Annotated in this window: 11 protein-coding genes; 9 read left to right on the top strand and 2 right to left on the bottom strand. The window is 48.5% G+C overall.

Features of this window, described 5'->3' with window-relative positions:
- The first annotated feature begins 4 nt into the window (after window positions 1-4).
- The 9 genes from ACFQ0C_RS13035 to ACFQ0C_RS12995 all read left to right on the top strand — a co-directional run bounded on the left by ACFQ0C_RS13035 (window position 5) and on the right by ACFQ0C_RS12995 (window position 11,994).
- Window positions 5-1,093: a mandelate racemase/muconate lactonizing enzyme family protein gene (locus tag ACFQ0C_RS13035; RefSeq protein ID WP_379367382.1), complete on the top strand. Its 1,089-nt coding sequence runs from the start codon at window positions 5-7 to the stop codon at window positions 1,091-1,093.
- Window positions 1,094-1,109: 16 nt separating this feature from the next.
- Window positions 1,110-2,318 (top strand): iron-containing alcohol dehydrogenase, encoded by a 1,209-nt coding sequence (locus ACFQ0C_RS13030; protein WP_379367380.1) that lies wholly within the window; start codon window positions 1,110-1,112, stop codon window positions 2,316-2,318.
- Window positions 2,315-5,011 (top strand): hypothetical protein, encoded by a 2,697-nt coding sequence (locus ACFQ0C_RS13025; RefSeq protein ID WP_379367378.1) that lies wholly within the window; start codon window positions 2,315-2,317, stop codon window positions 5,009-5,011. Before ACFQ0C_RS13030 ends, ACFQ0C_RS13025 begins: the two co-directional genes overlap by 4 nt.
- 118 nt (window positions 5,012-5,129) lie before the next feature.
- The gene (locus ACFQ0C_RS13020; protein WP_379367480.1) at window positions 5,130-6,050 is read left to right on the top strand and encodes an ABC transporter permease; all 921 of its coding nucleotides are present in this window, start codon (window positions 5,130-5,132) and stop codon (window positions 6,048-6,050) included.
- A 16-nt stretch (window positions 6,051-6,066) separates the two neighbouring features.
- Window positions 6,067-6,948 carry a carbohydrate ABC transporter permease gene (locus ACFQ0C_RS13015; protein ID WP_379367376.1) on the top strand — a complete coding sequence of 294 codons (882 nt, stop codon included), beginning with the start codon at window positions 6,067-6,069 and terminating at the stop codon, window positions 6,946-6,948.
- A gap of 238 nt (window positions 6,949-7,186) precedes the next feature.
- Window positions 7,187-8,260 carry an amidohydrolase family protein gene (locus ACFQ0C_RS13010; RefSeq protein WP_258216694.1) on the top strand — a complete coding sequence of 358 codons (1,074 nt, stop codon included), beginning with the start codon at window positions 7,187-7,189 and terminating at the stop codon, window positions 8,258-8,260.
- A gap of 51 nt (window positions 8,261-8,311) precedes the next feature.
- Window positions 8,312-8,755, top strand: a complete 444-nt coding sequence (locus ACFQ0C_RS13005; RefSeq protein WP_379367373.1) for a Rieske (2Fe-2S) protein — start codon at window positions 8,312-8,314, stop codon at window positions 8,753-8,755.
- A gap of 207 nt (window positions 8,756-8,962) precedes the next feature.
- The gene (locus ACFQ0C_RS13000) at window positions 8,963-10,438 is read left to right on the top strand and encodes an amidase family protein (RefSeq protein WP_379367371.1); all 1,476 of its coding nucleotides are present in this window, start codon (window positions 8,963-8,965) and stop codon (window positions 10,436-10,438) included.
- A gap of 92 nt (window positions 10,439-10,530) precedes the next feature.
- On the top strand, window positions 10,531-11,994 hold the full coding sequence (locus tag ACFQ0C_RS12995; RefSeq protein WP_379367369.1) for a flagellar hook assembly protein FlgD: 1,464 nt from the start codon (window positions 10,531-10,533) through the stop codon (window positions 11,992-11,994).
- A gap of 141 nt (window positions 11,995-12,135) precedes the next feature.
- Here ACFQ0C_RS12995 and carB read toward each other — a convergent pair whose 3' ends face one another.
- Together carB and ACFQ0C_RS12985 are read right to left on the bottom strand one after the other, a co-directional pair.
- Window positions 12,136-15,324, bottom strand: coding sequence for a carbamoyl-phosphate synthase large subunit (carB, locus tag ACFQ0C_RS12990; RefSeq protein WP_379367367.1), 3,189 nt, complete (start codon window positions 15,322-15,324; stop codon window positions 12,136-12,138).
- The gene (locus ACFQ0C_RS12985; RefSeq protein WP_379367364.1) at window positions 15,311-16,495 is read right to left on the bottom strand and encodes a carbamoyl phosphate synthase small subunit; all 1,185 of its coding nucleotides are present in this window, start codon (window positions 16,493-16,495) and stop codon (window positions 15,311-15,313) included. Before ACFQ0C_RS12985 ends, carB begins: the two co-directional genes overlap by 14 nt.
- Window positions 16,496-16,733 lie beyond the last annotated feature (238 nt).

The raw sequence follows: 16,733 nt of genomic DNA, 5'->3' as shown, positions 1-16,733 counted from the left end.
CTTGGTGAAAATCAAAAGCATAGAAACCTTTACAACCAGGAATATCAGTATCGTTAGAGTCAGAACCGATGACGGACACGAAGGTTATGGGCAGATGGCCACATATCACGCTAACATATCGGCTATGGTGCTGCATCAGCAGATAGCTCCTTATGCGCTGGGTGCCGATGCAGAGCGAATAGAGAATTTGGTAGAAAGATGTGTGGAAGGTGAGCATAAGTTTCCGGGCTCCTATGTATGCAGAGCGGTTGGCGGGCTGGATACGGCATTGTGGGATCTGCAAGGGAAAAGAGCAGGCCGAAGTGTTTGCGAGCTGTTTGGAGGCAAGCCCCGTCCGGTGGATGTATACGGCTCCAGCATGCGCAGGGACATTTCTCCTGAGGACGAGGCCGAACGGCTGAAAAGATTGCAGCAGGACTATGGCTTTCGGGCATTTAAAATTCGCATCGGGAATAATTTCGGACGTGATGTTGATGTGTACCCGGGACGGACCGAGCAGGTTGTACCTGCCGTTCGCCGAGCCATCGGCGACCATACGGCTTTGTATGTTGATGCAAACAGCGGCTTTAGCCCGCGCAGAGCGATTGAGGTCGGGCGCATGCTGGAGCAATACGGTGTCGTTCATTATGAAGAACCGTGTCCGTATCCGGAATTGGAATGGACGAAGCAGGTTACAGATGCGTTGGATGTGGCTGTAACCGGAGGTGAGCAGGATACCGATATGGCTCATTGGAAACGGATGATTTCCATGCATGCGGTAGATATTGTACAGCCCGATATTTGCTATACCGGCGGCTTTAGCCGGGCTATGGAGGTAGCGCGGCTTGCCCAATACGCCGGCATGACTTGCACCCCCCATGCGGCGAATCACTCCATGGTCACTATCTTCACTCTGCATATGGTGGCCGCCATACCGAATGCAGGTACATTTATGGAATATTCCATCGAGTCCGATTCGTGGACGAACTCCTTATTTACCGCCAAGACGGAAGTGCGGGACGGTAAAGTCAACGTACCGGACGGACCCGGCTGGGGAGTCACTATTAATCCGGAATGGCTGGAAAAGGCAGATTATCAAATTTCGCAGAAGTGACGGAAGGATTGAGGAAATGAACATCTTGCATCGTCTGTTTCTGCCGGAAACGGTAGTCAACGGCTCTAACTCATTTGACCAGCTAGGCAAGTGGGCTTCTGTAATGGGGAGTAAGGCGCTAATAATAAGCGATCCCGTTATGAAAAAGCTTGGAATCGTGGAGCGCTGCGAACAGCTTCTTCAGTCTGCGTCTGTTTCAAGCGTGAGCTATACGGGAGTAGATACAGAGCCGACAGATAAGCATGTTGACGAAGGACTAAGCCGGTGCCGGGAGCATGAATGCCATTTCATTGTAGCTGTGGGCGGAGGAAGCTGTCTGGACACAGCTAAAGCTGTGGCTGTAATGATGCATAATGACGGATATATCGGCGATTATGCCGGCGGTAAGCGGATGTTCGACCATAAAGCGCTGCCGCTTATAGCTATTCCAACGACAGCCGGGACCGGGTCTGAGGTAACGAAAGTAACCGTTATTACGAACTCGGTAACGAATGAGAAGATGATGATTTCGCAGCCTGAGCTGCTCCCTCAAATAGCATTGATCGACCCTCTGCTGACTCTCACCTGCCCGCCGGGCACCACGGCTGCAACGGGAGTAGATGCATTGTGCCATGCCGTGGAGGCTTATTTGTCCAGGAAGGCGAATCCGGTTACGGATGCCCTTGCCCTGTCGGCGGTAAGCGATATTTCGGCGAATATCCTGCGCGCCTATGAGCATGGTGATGACGTAGCTGCCCGGGAAAAAATGATGACCGGAGCGATGATCGCCGGGGCTGCTTTCTCCAATGCATCTGTCGCTCTTGTTCACGGCATGTCCAGACCGATAGGAGCGCAATTTCATGTGCCTCACGGGATATCCAATGCGATGCTCTTTCCGGCCGTTCTGGAATACAGCAAGAAGGATGCATTGCCGCGATTAGCGGATATAGGGCGGATCATGCTGCCGGTGCTTACGGTAGAGCAGTTAACGGATGAACAATGGGCCGATGCGGTGATAAAGGAAATTAAACGTTTATGCACGGCGATGCAAATTCCTAATTTGAAAAATTGGGGTATTGAACGGGAAGTCTTTTTGAATGCTTTGCCAAGAATGGCGGACGATGCTCTCAAGAGCGGCAGTCCTGCCAATAATCCGACCATTCCGGTTCATGCGGAAATTGTGGAGCTCTATAAGCTCTGTTATGAATATGACTTTAGCGGGAGCAAAGGAGATGTTAATAGATGAAAGATCGTGACAGAAGTAAAGAACGGATTCGGGTGATATGTGATTTCACAGATACAGCGGTTGCGGTTACCGCAGATTCAGCAGAGTGGGCAGTTGCGCGTTTGTCGCATGTGCTGGAGCAGCAGGGAATTTCGGTTGATTCGAGCGGACAGCAAGCAGATGATGGAAATTTGGGATCCGGGTATAGCCTGCAGATTACTATTACCGGCGCCGGCTCTGAAACGGCGCAGAAGCTTTTGCATTCAATCGAGACGGGAATTGACTTTAAGCCGGATGCTGCGGAATCATTCTGCATCTTGAGAGAACCTGCTGAACAGGCAGAAGTTGCACAGAGTATAGCTGCTATTGCTGTTATCGGGGCGGATATTCGTGGCTTGATCTACGGAGTTCTGGAGCTGGCGGACCGTGTTCAGTGCAGCGATGAACCGCTGGCAGCGCTGGCGGAAATAGAGTCGTACAGAGAGCAGCCGGCAAATCGAATCCGCAGTATTAGCCGTTCATTTTGCAGTGAAATTGAAGATAAGCCATGGTTCTACGATAAGCTGTTCTGGGAAGAGTATTTGACCGAGCTGGCCACGCACCGCTTCAACCGGCTGCACCTGACTCTCGGTATATCGTATGACTATGGGCATGACCCGAATGTGCAGGACAACTATTTTGGATTCGCATATCCGTTTTTTGTTTCTGTCCCCGGTTATGGGGTTCGCGTTCGTGAATTACCGGAGGGAGAAGCGGAACGGAATTTATCCATGCTGCAGTATATTAGCCGTGAGGCCAAGCTGCGCGGTATCCATTTCCAGCTTGGGCTATGGAATCATGCCTATCAGATGCTGGATAGTCCTAACGAGCTTCACACCATTGAAGGCGTGGATGAGCAGAACCATGCCGTTTACTGCCGGGATGCATTAGGTCTTTTGCTCAAGCTATGTCCAAATATAGACGGTGTGACCATTCGCACGCATTACGAAGGTGGTATTCCGGAGCCCTCGCATGTGTTCTGGAATGAAGTTATGAAAGGGATAACCGGATGCGGCCGGGAAGTGGAGATCGACATGCATCCTAAAGGCGTGGACGCTCAGATGCTGGAGGTTGCTCATGGCACCGGAATGCCGGTCATTGTTTCCCCTAAATTTTGGGCGGAGCATATGGGTTTGCCTTACCATCAGGCTGCCATTCGCGCCAGAGAATTACCGGTTGCGACGACGGAGCGTGCTGAATTAATGGGAGTTACAAACACTTACAGGCGTTTTACGCGATACGGCTATGCCGATTATTTGAACGAAAACCGGCAAACCGGGGTGCTTCACCGCATCTGGCCCGGAACGCAGCGGGTATTGTTATGGGGTGATCCTGCAATGGCTGCGGGCTATGGGCGCAGCGGAAGCTTCTGCGACAGCCTCGGTGTAGAGCTTTGTGAACCGATGTCGTTCAAAGCGCGTAAAACCAGCGGTACTCCGGGGGGACGGGAGCTTTATAAGGATGCGGGGCTGCAAATGGAGGGTCATGGCTGGAATAAATATTTGTACACTTACCGTGTATGGGGAAGATTGAATTACAATCCTGACGCTGCTGAAGGTCAATGGCAAAGATATTTGCGTCATGAGTTCCAGGGGGCAGGGCCTGATTTAGGCGAGGCACTGGCACATGCCAGCCGAATATTACTGCTGATTACGACCGCTCATCTGCCATCTGCATCGAACAATTACTTTTGGCCGGAGATGTACAATAATCTGGCGATTGTCGACACAGGCAAGCAATCCGAAACTTATTTTGACACCCCTGCCCCGCATACATTCGGCGCAGTAAGTCCGCTTGACACCGCCATCTTTTATGCGATCAATGAGTTTGCCGATGATTCAGTGAATGGCGAGCGGCGCGGCAAATATTCACCGCTTGAAGTCGCAGACCGGCTATCGGGGCTCGCGGAAGCGGCCGAACGGCATTTGGCCGCAGCCGGCACATTAGTGAGCGATTCGGCAGGCGCTACTTTCCGGCGCTGGGCTGTCGATATCGCTGCTCAGGCGGGAATCGGTCGCTTCTTCGCGGATAAGCTGCGTGCCGGAGTTGCCTACGCCATGTTCGAGCGGACCGGCAATCCCCAGCAGCTGGAGGCGGCCTTACAGAGCTACCGTTCTGCGAGGTCGGCTTGGGAGAGAGTCGTTGCTGTAACCAAGGATGTGTACCGTGATGACATCACCTTCGGCTATAAGCCGTTTATGAAGGGCCACTGGTCCGACCGGTTAGCAGGGATCGATGAAGATATCGCTGCGATGGAGCAGGTGTATCTCAAAGCCGCCAAAGATTATGAAGGTTCAGCTCCGTTGGAGACGGCGTCTGCAGGAGCTCTCTTCGGTTCAGAGGTGCTGCAGCATCCGGAATACAACCATGTATCACCGGGAACATTCCGTGTGGGAGAGCCGGTAGAACTGCATTTGATGCTTGCCGAAGCTAGTACTGATGTGCACGTGAGTCTGCTTTACAGGCATGCACATCAAGCGGAGTCTTATCAAACTGTAACCATGCAGCAATCTGAGGGACATTATTCTGCTGTCATTCCGGGCAGCTATACGGATTCCTCCTATCCGCTCATTTACTTTTTTGAGCTGAGAAATGAACTTGGGGAAGCATGGCTCGCTCCGGGGCTGAATGCTGATCTTTCCAATCAGCCGTATTACCACCTCCGTCAGCAATAAAACAACCGGGTCGGAATCCCGTTGACCCGTATCACAAACGTCAAATAAAAGTGAGGTGCATGGTATGCTGGAGCCCGCTGCAACGGCTGACACGGCGAAGTCCGTGCTTAAAAATCAAATGAATACCGGCTATTGGCCCCGACTCTGGATCCGCATGCTGCAGCATAAATATATGTATTTGCTTGCTTTGCCGGGCGTGCTTTATTTCATTCTGTTTAAGTTCGCCCCGATGTGGGGACTGCTGATTGCTTTTAAAGATTATAATCCCTTCGGCGGTTTCTGGGGCAGTCCGTGGGTTGGAGCGAAGCATTTTAACGAATTGTTCACCGATAACGCCTTCTACATGATGCTGAGAAATACATTCGCCATCAATCTGATCGGGCTGCTGTTTATGTTTCCGGTCCCGATTATTTTGGCGCTAATGTTGAATGAAGTCAGGCATGAGGTGTTTAAGCGGTTAAACCAATCGATTGTGTATTTGCCGCATTTTTTGTCCTGGGTAGTAGTAGCAAGTATGACCTTCTTCATTCTTTCCACCGATGTGGGCATTGTAAATAAACTTATTACAGGTTCCGGTCATGAAAGCGTGGCATTTTTGTCCAATCCGAATTTTTTCTGGGGACTCATTACCGCGCAAAGCATGTGGAAGGAAGCAGGCTGGGGCACCATCATCTTTCTCGCAGCGATGGCGGGAGTTGATCCGCAGAGATATGAAGCGGCTGTTGTGGACGGAGCTAACCGTTGGCATCAAATTTGGCATATTACATTACCGGCAATTCGGCCCACCATTATCATATTGCTTATTTTAAGGCTGGGTCATATGGCCGACGTCGGCTTCGAGCAGGTGCTGCTGATGCAGAATCCTCTCGTTTTGTCGGTATCGGAAGTGTTTGATACGTATGCGTATACACACGGTATATTGAAGGGACAGATCAGTGCCGGGGTTACAGTCGGAATGTTTAAAGGTGTCGTCGGTCTTGTGCTTGTGCTTGCATCTAATTACGTTGTCAAAAAGCTCGGACACGAAGGCATTTATTGAAGGAGGGGAGCCTGCGATGAGTTTTGTTGCGCGCAAAAAGCTGACATTGTTTGACTGGGTGAACTATTCGCTCCTGGCCATCATTTCAATCATTTGTATTTTTCCGTTTATTTACGTGTTTAGTGTTTCCTTTACCGATCCCAAAGCCTATATCCCTTTGCAATTTTATTTATTTCCCGAGAAATGGTCGCTTGTCGCCTACAAGTATATTTTATCTACCAACAGCTTTATCAACGCTTTGAAAAGCACGGTTTTTATTACGGTTATCGGTACTATTCTTAACGTTATCGTTTCCTTTTCCATGGCATATGCTCTGACCAAGAAAACGATGCCCGGACGCGGCATTATGATGAGCGCGGTTATTTTCACCTTAGTGTTTAATGCGGGAATCGTACCGAGCTACATTTTGATAAAAGAACTGGGGCTGCTTAACTCCTATTGGTCCTTGATTTGGTCGGGATTAACCAGCGCTTGGAGCCTTATTGTAATCAAAAGCTTTCTGGAATCACTGCCGTCGGAGCTTGAAGATTCGGGACGGATTGACGGCTGCTCGGATCTCGGGGTATTTCTGCGAATTGTTATACCGCTATCGATGCCGGCTATTGCTGCCTTCACACTGTTCTTCGCCGTTGCTCATTGGAACACGTATTTTAATGCGCTTATTTACATCTCAGATTCTAAAAAGTGGACGCTTCAGGTGCTCGTCAAAACACTCGTTATAGACTCCGATTCCAATGGTGTCGGTCAGGCAGGTGCTGGCGGGGATGACCGGGTTTTGCCGCAGGAAACGATCCGTATGGCATCCATTATGCTGTCGATGGCGCCGATTCTTATCGTCTATCCGTTTCTGCAGAAGCATTTTGCCAAAGGTGTAATGTTAGGTTCGGTCAAGGGTTAGGTAGGATTAGGAAATATATGGCCGGGTAAGAAAAGCTTCTGATCGAAGCCCTTTCGAAGAAGATACATTCGTGTCTAAGTTGTAGCTTTTCTTGCAATATCAGACTTGTTCAGCTCCACTGAAAACTTATAAAGTCAGATATTATAAAAAAATGTCTGTAGAACGCCGCCGTCTCAGCTGCTAAGATGAACGCGTTCCAAGGACTTATCCCGACAGACTATACGATGAGGTGAAGGCAATGGCGGATTTTGAAGGTGCACAAGGAAAGAAAGGCATTATTGATTGTGATGTTCATGTATATCCGAAAAGCAGTGACGAGTTGAGGAGCTATATGCAGGAGCCGTGGCGCAGCCGGAATTTGCCTTCAGGCAGGGGAGGCTTTTATGAGAACCCGGTTCATGGCGTCAGATTGGATGCAAAGCCTCCGGGTGGCGGGGGAGCGGGCACGGACCCTGACTTTTTGCGCCGGCAGCTTATTGAAGAATACGGAATCGATCATGCTATTCTGCTGCCCCGGGCTTTTTGCAATATGATCCCCGATCCGGATTTGGCGACAGCGCTAGCTGCCGCGTACAACGACTGGTTGGCCGACACCTGGCTCGGCAAATACAACAATGACGGCGTATTCAAAGGCTCAATTACTATTGCACATCAGGATCCGGTGGCCGCGGCGAAGGAAATTGACCGTTGGGCGGGACATCCGCATTTTGTTCAGGTTATGACAGACTCGGGAGCAAGGGCGCCGTTCGGCCAACGGCAGTATTATCCGATTTATGAAGCGTGCGAGCGTAACGGTTTTCCTTTTGCCATTCATCCGGGTACCGATGGTATGGGTATCAATGAGCAGCCGTCACCCGGCTATCCGACTCATTATATCGAGTGGCATACTTGTCTGTCATTAAGCTTTCAAGCGCATCTGGTCAGCTTTATTACCGAAGGTGTATTCGAACGGTTTCCTGACTTTAAAGTAGTGCTTGTCGAAGGCGGCGTTTCCTGGCTTCCGGCATTAATGTGGCGGTTGGACGCGGAGTATAAAGGGCTTCGGTACGAAGTGCCGTGGCTGACCAAACGGCCGAGTGAATATTTACGCAATCATGTCCGTATGGCCTCGCAGCCGATTGAACGGCCGGACAATGATCAGCATCTGCTTCAGGTGCTGGATATGATGGATGCGCGCCATATTTTGATGTTTTCCAGTGATTATCCGCATTGGGACTTCGACTCGCCGAAGCGTGCGTTCCCCAAGCTGCCGGAGGATTTATACAACCGGATTTTTTCAGACACGGCCAGAGAACTTTACCGATTGCGATAATTATATGGACGAAGTAAGTTTCGCTCGCGAAACTTTTAGGAGGAGATCAGCTTGGGACGTCATGTTGTAGGAACGGTTACGGAGGTACAGGCCGGTGGGTGCAAAATCGTTCAAGCCGAAGGCCGGTCTATCGGCGTATTCAATGTCAACGGTACTTATTACGCAATGCGTAACAGCTGCCCGCACCAGGGGGCGCCCTTATGCCAAGGGCGTGTTACTGGCATGACGCTTACAGCGCCACCGGGACAATATGTATACGGACGAAGCGGGGAAATTATAAGATGTCCTTGGCACGGTTGGGAATTCGATATTTTGACAGGCAAATCGATCTATGATCCTCATAAATGTCTTGTCCGCACCTATGATGTTACTGTAGAACAGCCAACTGCCGCTGTTGCTGCTGTAGTATGCGAGCCGACTATAGAGGCAGAGGAGACGAAGATAGAGACATATCCGATTACAGTGGAGGACGGCCTCATTATTCTTCATATATAATACGCGTTGGAAGTGACCTTATCTCTGCACATCTGAGAATATTTAATAAACGGCTGTACCAAAATGACTTTTGGTACAGCTCTTTTTTTGTCAATACATTCAAAGCTTAAAATAAGTATAGTTAATCTCTCCATGTTATTAGGTGAAGAAATTGTGGTAAGTTGAAGATAATCACACCACATTTTTTTGATTAGGGGAGCTGTTCAAGTGACTATCAAGCTGCAGGATTGGATTGTAGAAGCAGATATTACAAGTATGCAAACTGCTTTGGAAGCAGGTTCTATAAGCTCAGAGGATTTAGTTAATGTATATCTGGACCGGATTCATAAGTTTGATCCAGTAATTCATTCCATATTAGAAATCAATCCGGATGCTATACAAATCGCAAGAGCTTTAGATATTGAACGAAAAGAAACAGGGAGCCGGGGAAAGCTGCATGGTATTCCCATTCTATTGAAGGATAATATAGATACCAAGGATAATATGCATACGAGTGCAGGATCAGTAGCTTTGGCCGATTCGTTCGCGGCAGCAGATTCATTCGTAGCGGCTAAGCTTCGTTCCGCGGGAGCCATATTGCTCGGAAAAACGAATATGACGGAATGGTCCAACTTCATGTCAAGCCGGATGCCTGCGGGATACAGCTCGCGAGGTGGAATTGTTCTAAATCCATATGGTGCCGGTGAGCTGTTCATCAGCGGCTCCAGCTCCGGTTCTGCTGCTGCGGTAGCGGCAAATTTGGGAGCGGCAGCTATAGGAACGGAGACGGCAGGATCTATTGTAGGTCCTGCTTGTCAAAGCTTCCTGGTAGGAATCAAACCTACGGTAGGGTTAGTTAGCCGGTGCGGGATTATTCCTATATCTTGCAGCCAAGACACTCCGGGACCTATAGCTAGAACGGTAACGGATGCTGTCATTATTTTGGGGACATTAACTGGAGTGGATAGCAATGATAGTGCTACATTTTCGAGCGAAAAGCATTATTTTCAAGACTACACGCCATTTTTAGAAGAAGGCTTTTTAAAACATGCAAGAATAGGCATTCCAAGACATTATTATAAGCATTTGGATGAGGAAAGGCTTTCTATTATGGAAGCAGCCATTATTACTTTGAAGAATGAAGGAGCCACAATTATCGATCATGTTAGTCTCTACGTTGAGCAGATGAACTGGAATAATGATGTCATCACGTATGAATTTAAGAAAGGTCTCAATAATTATTTATACAAGTTGGCTGATACCGTACCGGTTCACTCTTTGGATGAGCTGATTGAGTACAATAAAAATAATGCGGAGATTGCTTTGAAATATGGGCAGGATACGCTAATAAGGTCCGAAGAAACAGCACTGACTGAAGAAACCTATCTGCAGAAGAAGCAGGAATACATGGAGTTGGCGCTTCATGAAGGAATAGACTATGTGTTGGATAAATACAGTCTGGATGCCTTAATGTTACCTGGGGATGTTGACGGGCTATATACTGCAGCTCGATTGGGCTATCCATTAATTGCGGTTCCGGCGGGGTATTCTTCAACAGGCATTATAGACTCGGATGGTGATCATACAAAGGGTCCCTTCGGTGTAGTCTTCTCAGGTAGAGCATTTAGCGAGCCTACTTTGATAAAAATAGCCTACGGATTTGAACAAGCAACACATCACCGTTTTTCCCCTCAATTTGCTTAAACTTCAATGGGGAATGCCGATGCAGTTTGGAAACCTTTTAGCCTCCCGAGCGTCTGAATGTATATCAGGCATTTAGATAGGGAGGAAATGAAATGAAACCTAAACGAGTACTATTGATGCTGCTTGTGCTGCTCCTCGGGAGCGTGGCTACCACAGTTATGAACGCTGCATTTGCAGCGGAATCCGGTTCCACAGGTATGCAGCTTCCCCAAGAAATTAGCTTAACGGCTGATAGAACACCTATCTATGACGGGATTGACGGCAATCAGCTCTACGATGCTGCCCCGCAGACGGTACAAGTAACGGGAGCCGAAAATGGCTGGGACCGTAAGCTCTTGAACGGAAGCAAAGTGTGGTTTCAAATTAAAACAACGAATGAGGATAAATGGGTTCTATTGCAGAACGCTCCATTTGAGGAGCAATATTACGACTATCTGGTGCTGATGCAAGAGGAAAACTTGTATCCGGCGCGGCAAGCTTCTATGAAACAGAGCTTGGGAACCATTTCTCCGCAAGTAGTCCGGTCCGTGTATACCGATGGAGAATACTATCTGATTGAAACATGGCTTGGCTATAAATGGATTCATCCCAAATCTTCCATTATTCAGCATGCGGAGTTTTACGGACCGAACAGCAGCGGCTTATGGTTACATCTGCGGACGCCAACTCCAATGTTCCGTACTCCGGATGCAGGGAGCGAGGTTGCTGGCATGCTGTCACCCCAGCTAGTGCATGCAAAGATAACACTAAATAATGAATGGTTGTACATCGATACATGGGAAGGGAAGCGCTGGGTCAACAGTCATGTTGGCTATCCGCCGGACCTTAAGTCAGAAGAAAGAAGTATGATCCTGACCGATTCTGCCATTGCATACGAGCATCCTGATAAGCAAGCTCGGGAGCTCGGCCGATTGACTCCTCAGAAGGTAACCGTGTTCGAGCATGGCGGAGGCTGGCATCATATTCATAGCGACTGGCTTGGGGATTGTTGGATTTATCAAATAAACCCGGAAGATGATCCTGCTTTATATACACCTCCGGCAGCAGTCATCCCTAAGGAAATTACAGGCGTAAAAAAGACTCATCAATATGAGCTGGGAGCCGGATGGAGAAACTATCCGTTTGATTTAACCATAGTTGTTATGAATGGGGAAATGATCAATCCTGAAGCTTACTTTTCCAGAGGCCAAGAAGTAGGTTTACGCTATGCAATCAGAAACGTAAGTACGGACGAATTGGAATTGAATCCATCAACGTCCTTCACAATTGAGATTACCCGTCAACTGGACATAGGCGCTGGCCGTATTAAACCGGAGCTGGTCTGGTCAGGAAAAATCCCCGAATCGAAAGCCTTATTTAAAAGCGGCGGAAGCGAGGAGTTGACCTTTAGTTGGGATCAAAAGGATTCAGACGGCAAGCAGGTCCCTTTCGGAAATTATAGTGTCCAAATCAAGCTGCCAATGACAATCGATTACACAAAAGCAGGAGTGAGTGAGCAAGGGGAAGCACAATTAGCAATGCTGACACATTTTCCACTGCTTATTGGAGCTCCGTGAACATGAACATGCTTCGGCTTGGAGTGATGTTTCGTAAAGACTAAGAGAATGGAGTGGGAGCGATCATGCAGCTTCCCACTCCATTTCCTTAACAAAAAGCGCAAACGCGCTCATCCACCCAAAATGGCGAGCCGCGTATCCTTAACGAATGGCGAACGGTGTGAAATACACCGATTCCAGCACATTTGTATAGGCATGCACGGTATCCATCGAGGTTAGGCATACAAGTCCGCTTTCGATGGCCTCGCGCCGTAGTTGGAAGCCGTTGCTGGAAGCAGCTTTTCCTGTTGTCACCATGTTGACTAACAGGTCTGCTTTGAAGCTTCGCAGCGAATGGATAAGCTCTTCCATGTTATAGCTCGAAGCCGGAATATGGTTCGCTTGAAGCAGCCGGGCGGTCCCGGGAGTTGCGATAATCCGGTACCCAAGCCGGAACAGCTTTCTTAGCGGTTCAACAGCCGCTGCTTTATCCTTGTCAGCAATGGAAGCGATGACGGTTCCTTGGGCAGGCAGCTTCATCCCTGCGGCAAGCAAGCCTTTATACAACGCTTTTGCATACACTGGGTCTCTCCCGATAACCTCGCCTGTGGATTTCATTTCAGGACTTAACGCAATCTCCACACCGCTTAGCTTATGAAGAGAAAACACCGGGACTTTAACTGAAACTTCGTCGGTTTCCTTCAACAGGCCTTCTGGAAATCCGAATGAAGCAAGGCTTTGCCCCAAGGATACTTTGGTTGCTATATTAGCCATCGGAACATTCGTGATTTTGCTCATAAATGGAACCGTTCTTGAGGCGCGAGGATTGACTTCGATGACATACACTTGCTCCTGCACCACTAAAAACTGAATATTAACGAGGCCTATAACATTCAGATGCTTGGACAGCTTCGTTGTTATATCAACGATTTGCTCTTTGACGCATCGTGACAAGCTTTGTGGAGGATACACTGCAATTGAATCCCCGGAATGTACCCCTGTCCGTTCGATTTGTTCCATAATTCCAGGAATCAGGAGCGTTGTACCATCATAGATTGCGTCTACTTCCGCCTCAATTCCATGCATGTATCGATCGATTAAGACAGGATGCAAGGGATTGACCTGAACCGCACGTTCCATGTAAGTGACTAGCTCCAAAGCGGAATGCACAATTTCCATAGCGCGTCCTCCAAGCACATAGGAGGGACGCACTAAAACGGGATAGCCGATTCGCTCTGCGGCCGCCACAGCCTCCTTGATCGAATGGGCGGTGTCTCCCGAAGGCTGCGGAATTTGCAGCTCCCGGAGGAGGAGCTCGAATTTTTTACGATCTTCAGCAGTATCGATTCCGGCAAAGCTCGTGCCAATAATGCGAATGCCCCGCTCAGCTAAAGCTGCTGCCAGCTTAATAGCCGTCTGCCCGCCGAATTGCACGATAACCCCTTCAGGCTGTTCATGATTAATAATATGAATGACGTCCTCAAGATGGAGCGGTTCAAAATATAATCGATCCGAAATATTGAAATCCGTGGATACGGTCTCCGGATTATTATTGATAATAACCGCTTCATATCCGGCCTCTTGAATAGCCTTGACCGCATGAACGGTGGAATAATCGAATTCAATGCCTTGTCCGATGCGTATGGGACCGGAACCTAATACTACGATTTTGGGTTTGATTGACTCAGGTGTCTCATTTTCTATTTCATAGGTCGAATAATAATACGATGAAGTCGCCTCGAATTCAGCGGAACAGCTGTCCACCATTTTAAATACTGGAATGATGCCTAAACGATACCTGCGTTCTTCAATGTCGCGAGCCGCTGTAAACCGGAAGGAGGCATTCGCAGAGTGGCGTATATCCGCAATAGCCTGATCGCTAAAGCCCAGCTTTTTGGCCTCCAGGAGCTGAGCATCCGAAAGATCCTCCTCTATCAGCTGCTGCTCGAATACAACCAATTGTTCAATTTTTTGTAAGAACCATTGATCTATATGAGTCAGACGATGAATTTCATCGACTGTATATCCGCGTTGAAAAGACTCTGCGATCAGAAACAGCCTTTCATCATCCGCTTTCTGCAGTCTTACCTGCAGCTCCGCTTGAGTGAGCTGTTTAGTCTCAGGGAGATGCAGCCGCGCGGTGCCAATTTCAAGGGAGCGGACGGCCTTCTGAAGCGATTCCTCGAAGCTGCGGCCAATGGCCATAACTTCCCCGGTAGCCTTCATTTGAGTTCCTAGCTTCCGATTAGCATTCGGAAATTTATCAAAGGGCCAGCGTGGAATTTTGGTAACGACATAATCCAATGCCGGCTCGAAGAAGGCGTAGGTTTTACCAGTGACAGGGTTAATAATCTCATCAAGCGTATAACCCATTGCGATTTTTGCAGCCATCTTGGCAATGGGATAACCTGTCGCTTTGGATGCCAGCGCTGATGAACGGCTGACCCGCGGATTCACTTCAATAACGTAATATTGGTAGCTGTCCGGGTCCAGCGCGAATTGCACATTGCAGCCGCCCTCGATACCGAGTGCCCGCACAATTTGTATGGAGGCCGTGCGCAGCATTTGATATTCTCGGTCAGATAACGTTTGGCTTGGGGCTACGACAATGCTATCTCCAGTGTGAACGCCTACCGGATCGAAATTTTCCATATTGCAAATAACCATACAATTGTCATTGGCATCACGCATGACTTCATACTCGATTTCCTTCATGCCGGCAATGCTTTTTTCTACCAGACATTGGCCGATGGGACTGCAGTGCAAGCCGGATCGAACAATATCCAGCAGCTCTTCAGCATCCTTGGCGATGCCTCCACCGGTTCCCCCTAACGTATAGGCGGGACGAACGATGACAGGATAGCCGATCTGAGCCGCAAATTGAAGCGCTGCATTGGCCTCTGTAACTATGATGCTCTGCGGAACGGGCTGTCGCAGCTCCTTCATCAGCTCGCGAAACAGCTCGCGGTCCTCGGCTTTACGGATGGGCTCCAATTGAGTTCCGAGAAGCTTTACATTTTCACTAGCAAGGATACCGTCATTAGCAAGCTCCATCGCCATATTGAGCCCCGTTTGTCCGCCAAGAGTAGCAAGTAAGCCGTCAGGACGTTCTTTTCGAATGATCTGTTTGACAAATTCCAGAGTGATAGGCTCCATGTATACCTTGTCGGCAAATGTGGAGTCGGTCATAATAGTGGCCGGATTGCTGTTGATGAGCACCACCTCCACGCCTTCTTCCTTCAGCGCTTCGCAGGCTTGTGTGCCGGCATAGTCGAATTCGGCTGCTTGCCCGATCACGATAGGGCCTGAGCCAATAATGAGAATTTTTTGATAAGCGTTATTTTTCGGCATATACCAATTGGGCTCCTTTATGTGAGAGAATTTCAGAAGATGCTGTATGAGCTTTATGTTTGCCTGTTGAGCTTTCTAAAAGGTTTCCTAAAGCACGATTGCGTTGGAATTGGTGAATCATATCCAAAAATTGATCAAACAAAGTGTTGCTGTCATAAGGCCCAGGAGCTGCCTCGGGATGAAATTGTACGGAAAAAGCAGGGTGATAGCTGTGCTTAAGTCCTTCAATAGTGCCATCATTGTTATTAATATGAGTGATCATGAGGTCGGTTGAAGCTACTGTAGCATCGATTACGGTATATCCGTGGTTTTGTGATGTGATAAGACAATGTCCTGTGGCCACTTCCTTTACAGGATGATTGGAGCCGCGATGGCCGAAGGCCAGTTTGCCGGTGTCGGCACCGCAGGCGAGTGCGAATAGCTGATGCCCAAGACAAATTCCGAACAGCGGAATTTCACCAAGAAGCTCGCGAATCACCGGTATGACGTGAGCCGAATCCTTAGGGTCTCCGGGACCGTTGGACAGCAGGATGCCGTCAGGATTAAAGCTGCGGATTTGATCCGCGGTTGAATCGTGAGGAACGACGACAACATCGCAGCCCCTGCTGCTAAGCTCGCGAAGCATGCCTAATTTACAGCCGAAATCTACTACCACGATACGTTCCTTGGCGCCCGGACTGCGGTAAGGCTGCGGCGTCGAAACGAACGACACTTGATTGCGCAGCGGCTTCATGGCATGAAGCTGTTCTTGCAGTGCTGCAAGCGGCTTGCTGCTGGTTGAGAGCAGTCCCTTCATCGTGCCGTGCTGCCGAATAATTCGTGTCAGCATCCTTGTATCAATGCCGCTTATCCCGGGTATGCCGTATTGCTTCAGCACATCATTAAGGTTCATGGAGGATCTCCAATTGCTGGGCGCTAGCTCGTGATTTCTTACAATAAAGCCCTGGACCCAGGGGCGAATAGCTTCGAAATCATCCCGGTTTATCCCGTAGTTTCCGATTAACGGGTAGGTCATAGCAATCATTTGCCCACAATAGGAAGGATCCGATAATACTTCCTGATAGCCGGTCATACCGGTATGAAATACGACCTCTCCGGAGGTTTCTCCTTCGCTGCCAAAAGCTTTTCCTTCAAATACGGTTCCATCCTCCAACAACAATTTCGCATTCATGATGATTCACTCCTAAAAAATATTTATATGGAATATGAGGGATAATAGCTCGAGTAAGTCAATTTGTGATTAAATATACATTAAAATGAATAAATATACAATACCTTAAATTGCCCCTGTTTCTTGCTTTTGACTCGAAAAAGTATAATAATATCGATTTATCTGTTTATCTCATACTTAATGAAGCAAATACGAATAGTGTATAATCGATTTCTTTTCGTTATAATAACGTACATTA

The sequence above is a fragment of the Paenibacillus sp. GCM10027630 genome, assembly GCF_042676305.1.
Classification (GTDB): Bacteria; Bacillota; Bacilli; order Paenibacillales; family NBRC-103111; genus Paenibacillus_S.
The sequence above is the reverse complement of the archived record's forward strand: the minus strand, read 5'-3'. Positions and strand labels throughout refer to the sequence as shown.

Excerpts from the sequence above, each read along its gene's own strand:
- ACFQ0C_RS12995 (WP_379367369.1), top strand. The coding sequence starts at position 10,531 with ATGAAACCTAAACGAGTACTATTGATGCTGCTTGTGCTGCTCCTCGGG.
- ACFQ0C_RS13030 (WP_379367380.1), top strand. The coding sequence starts at position 1,110 with ATGAACATCTTGCATCGTCTGTTTCTGCCGGAAACGGTAGTCAACGGC.
- ACFQ0C_RS13015 (WP_379367376.1), top strand. The coding sequence starts at position 6,067 with ATGAGTTTTGTTGCGCGCAAAAAGCTGACATTGTTTGACTGGGTGAAC.
- ACFQ0C_RS12985 (WP_379367364.1), bottom strand. The coding sequence starts at position 16,495 with ATGAATGCGAAATTGTTGTTGGAGGATGGAACCGTATTTGAAGGAAAA.
- ACFQ0C_RS13010 (WP_258216694.1), top strand. The coding sequence starts at position 7,187 with ATGGCGGATTTTGAAGGTGCACAAGGAAAGAAAGGCATTATTGATTGT.
- ACFQ0C_RS13020 (WP_379367480.1), top strand. The coding sequence starts at position 5,130 with ATGAATACCGGCTATTGGCCCCGACTCTGGATCCGCATGCTGCAGCAT.
- carB (WP_379367367.1), bottom strand. The coding sequence starts at position 15,324 with ATGCCGAAAAATAACGCTTATCAAAAAATTCTCATTATTGGCTCAGGC.
- ACFQ0C_RS13025 (WP_379367378.1), top strand. The coding sequence starts at position 2,315 with ATGAAAGATCGTGACAGAAGTAAAGAACGGATTCGGGTGATATGTGAT.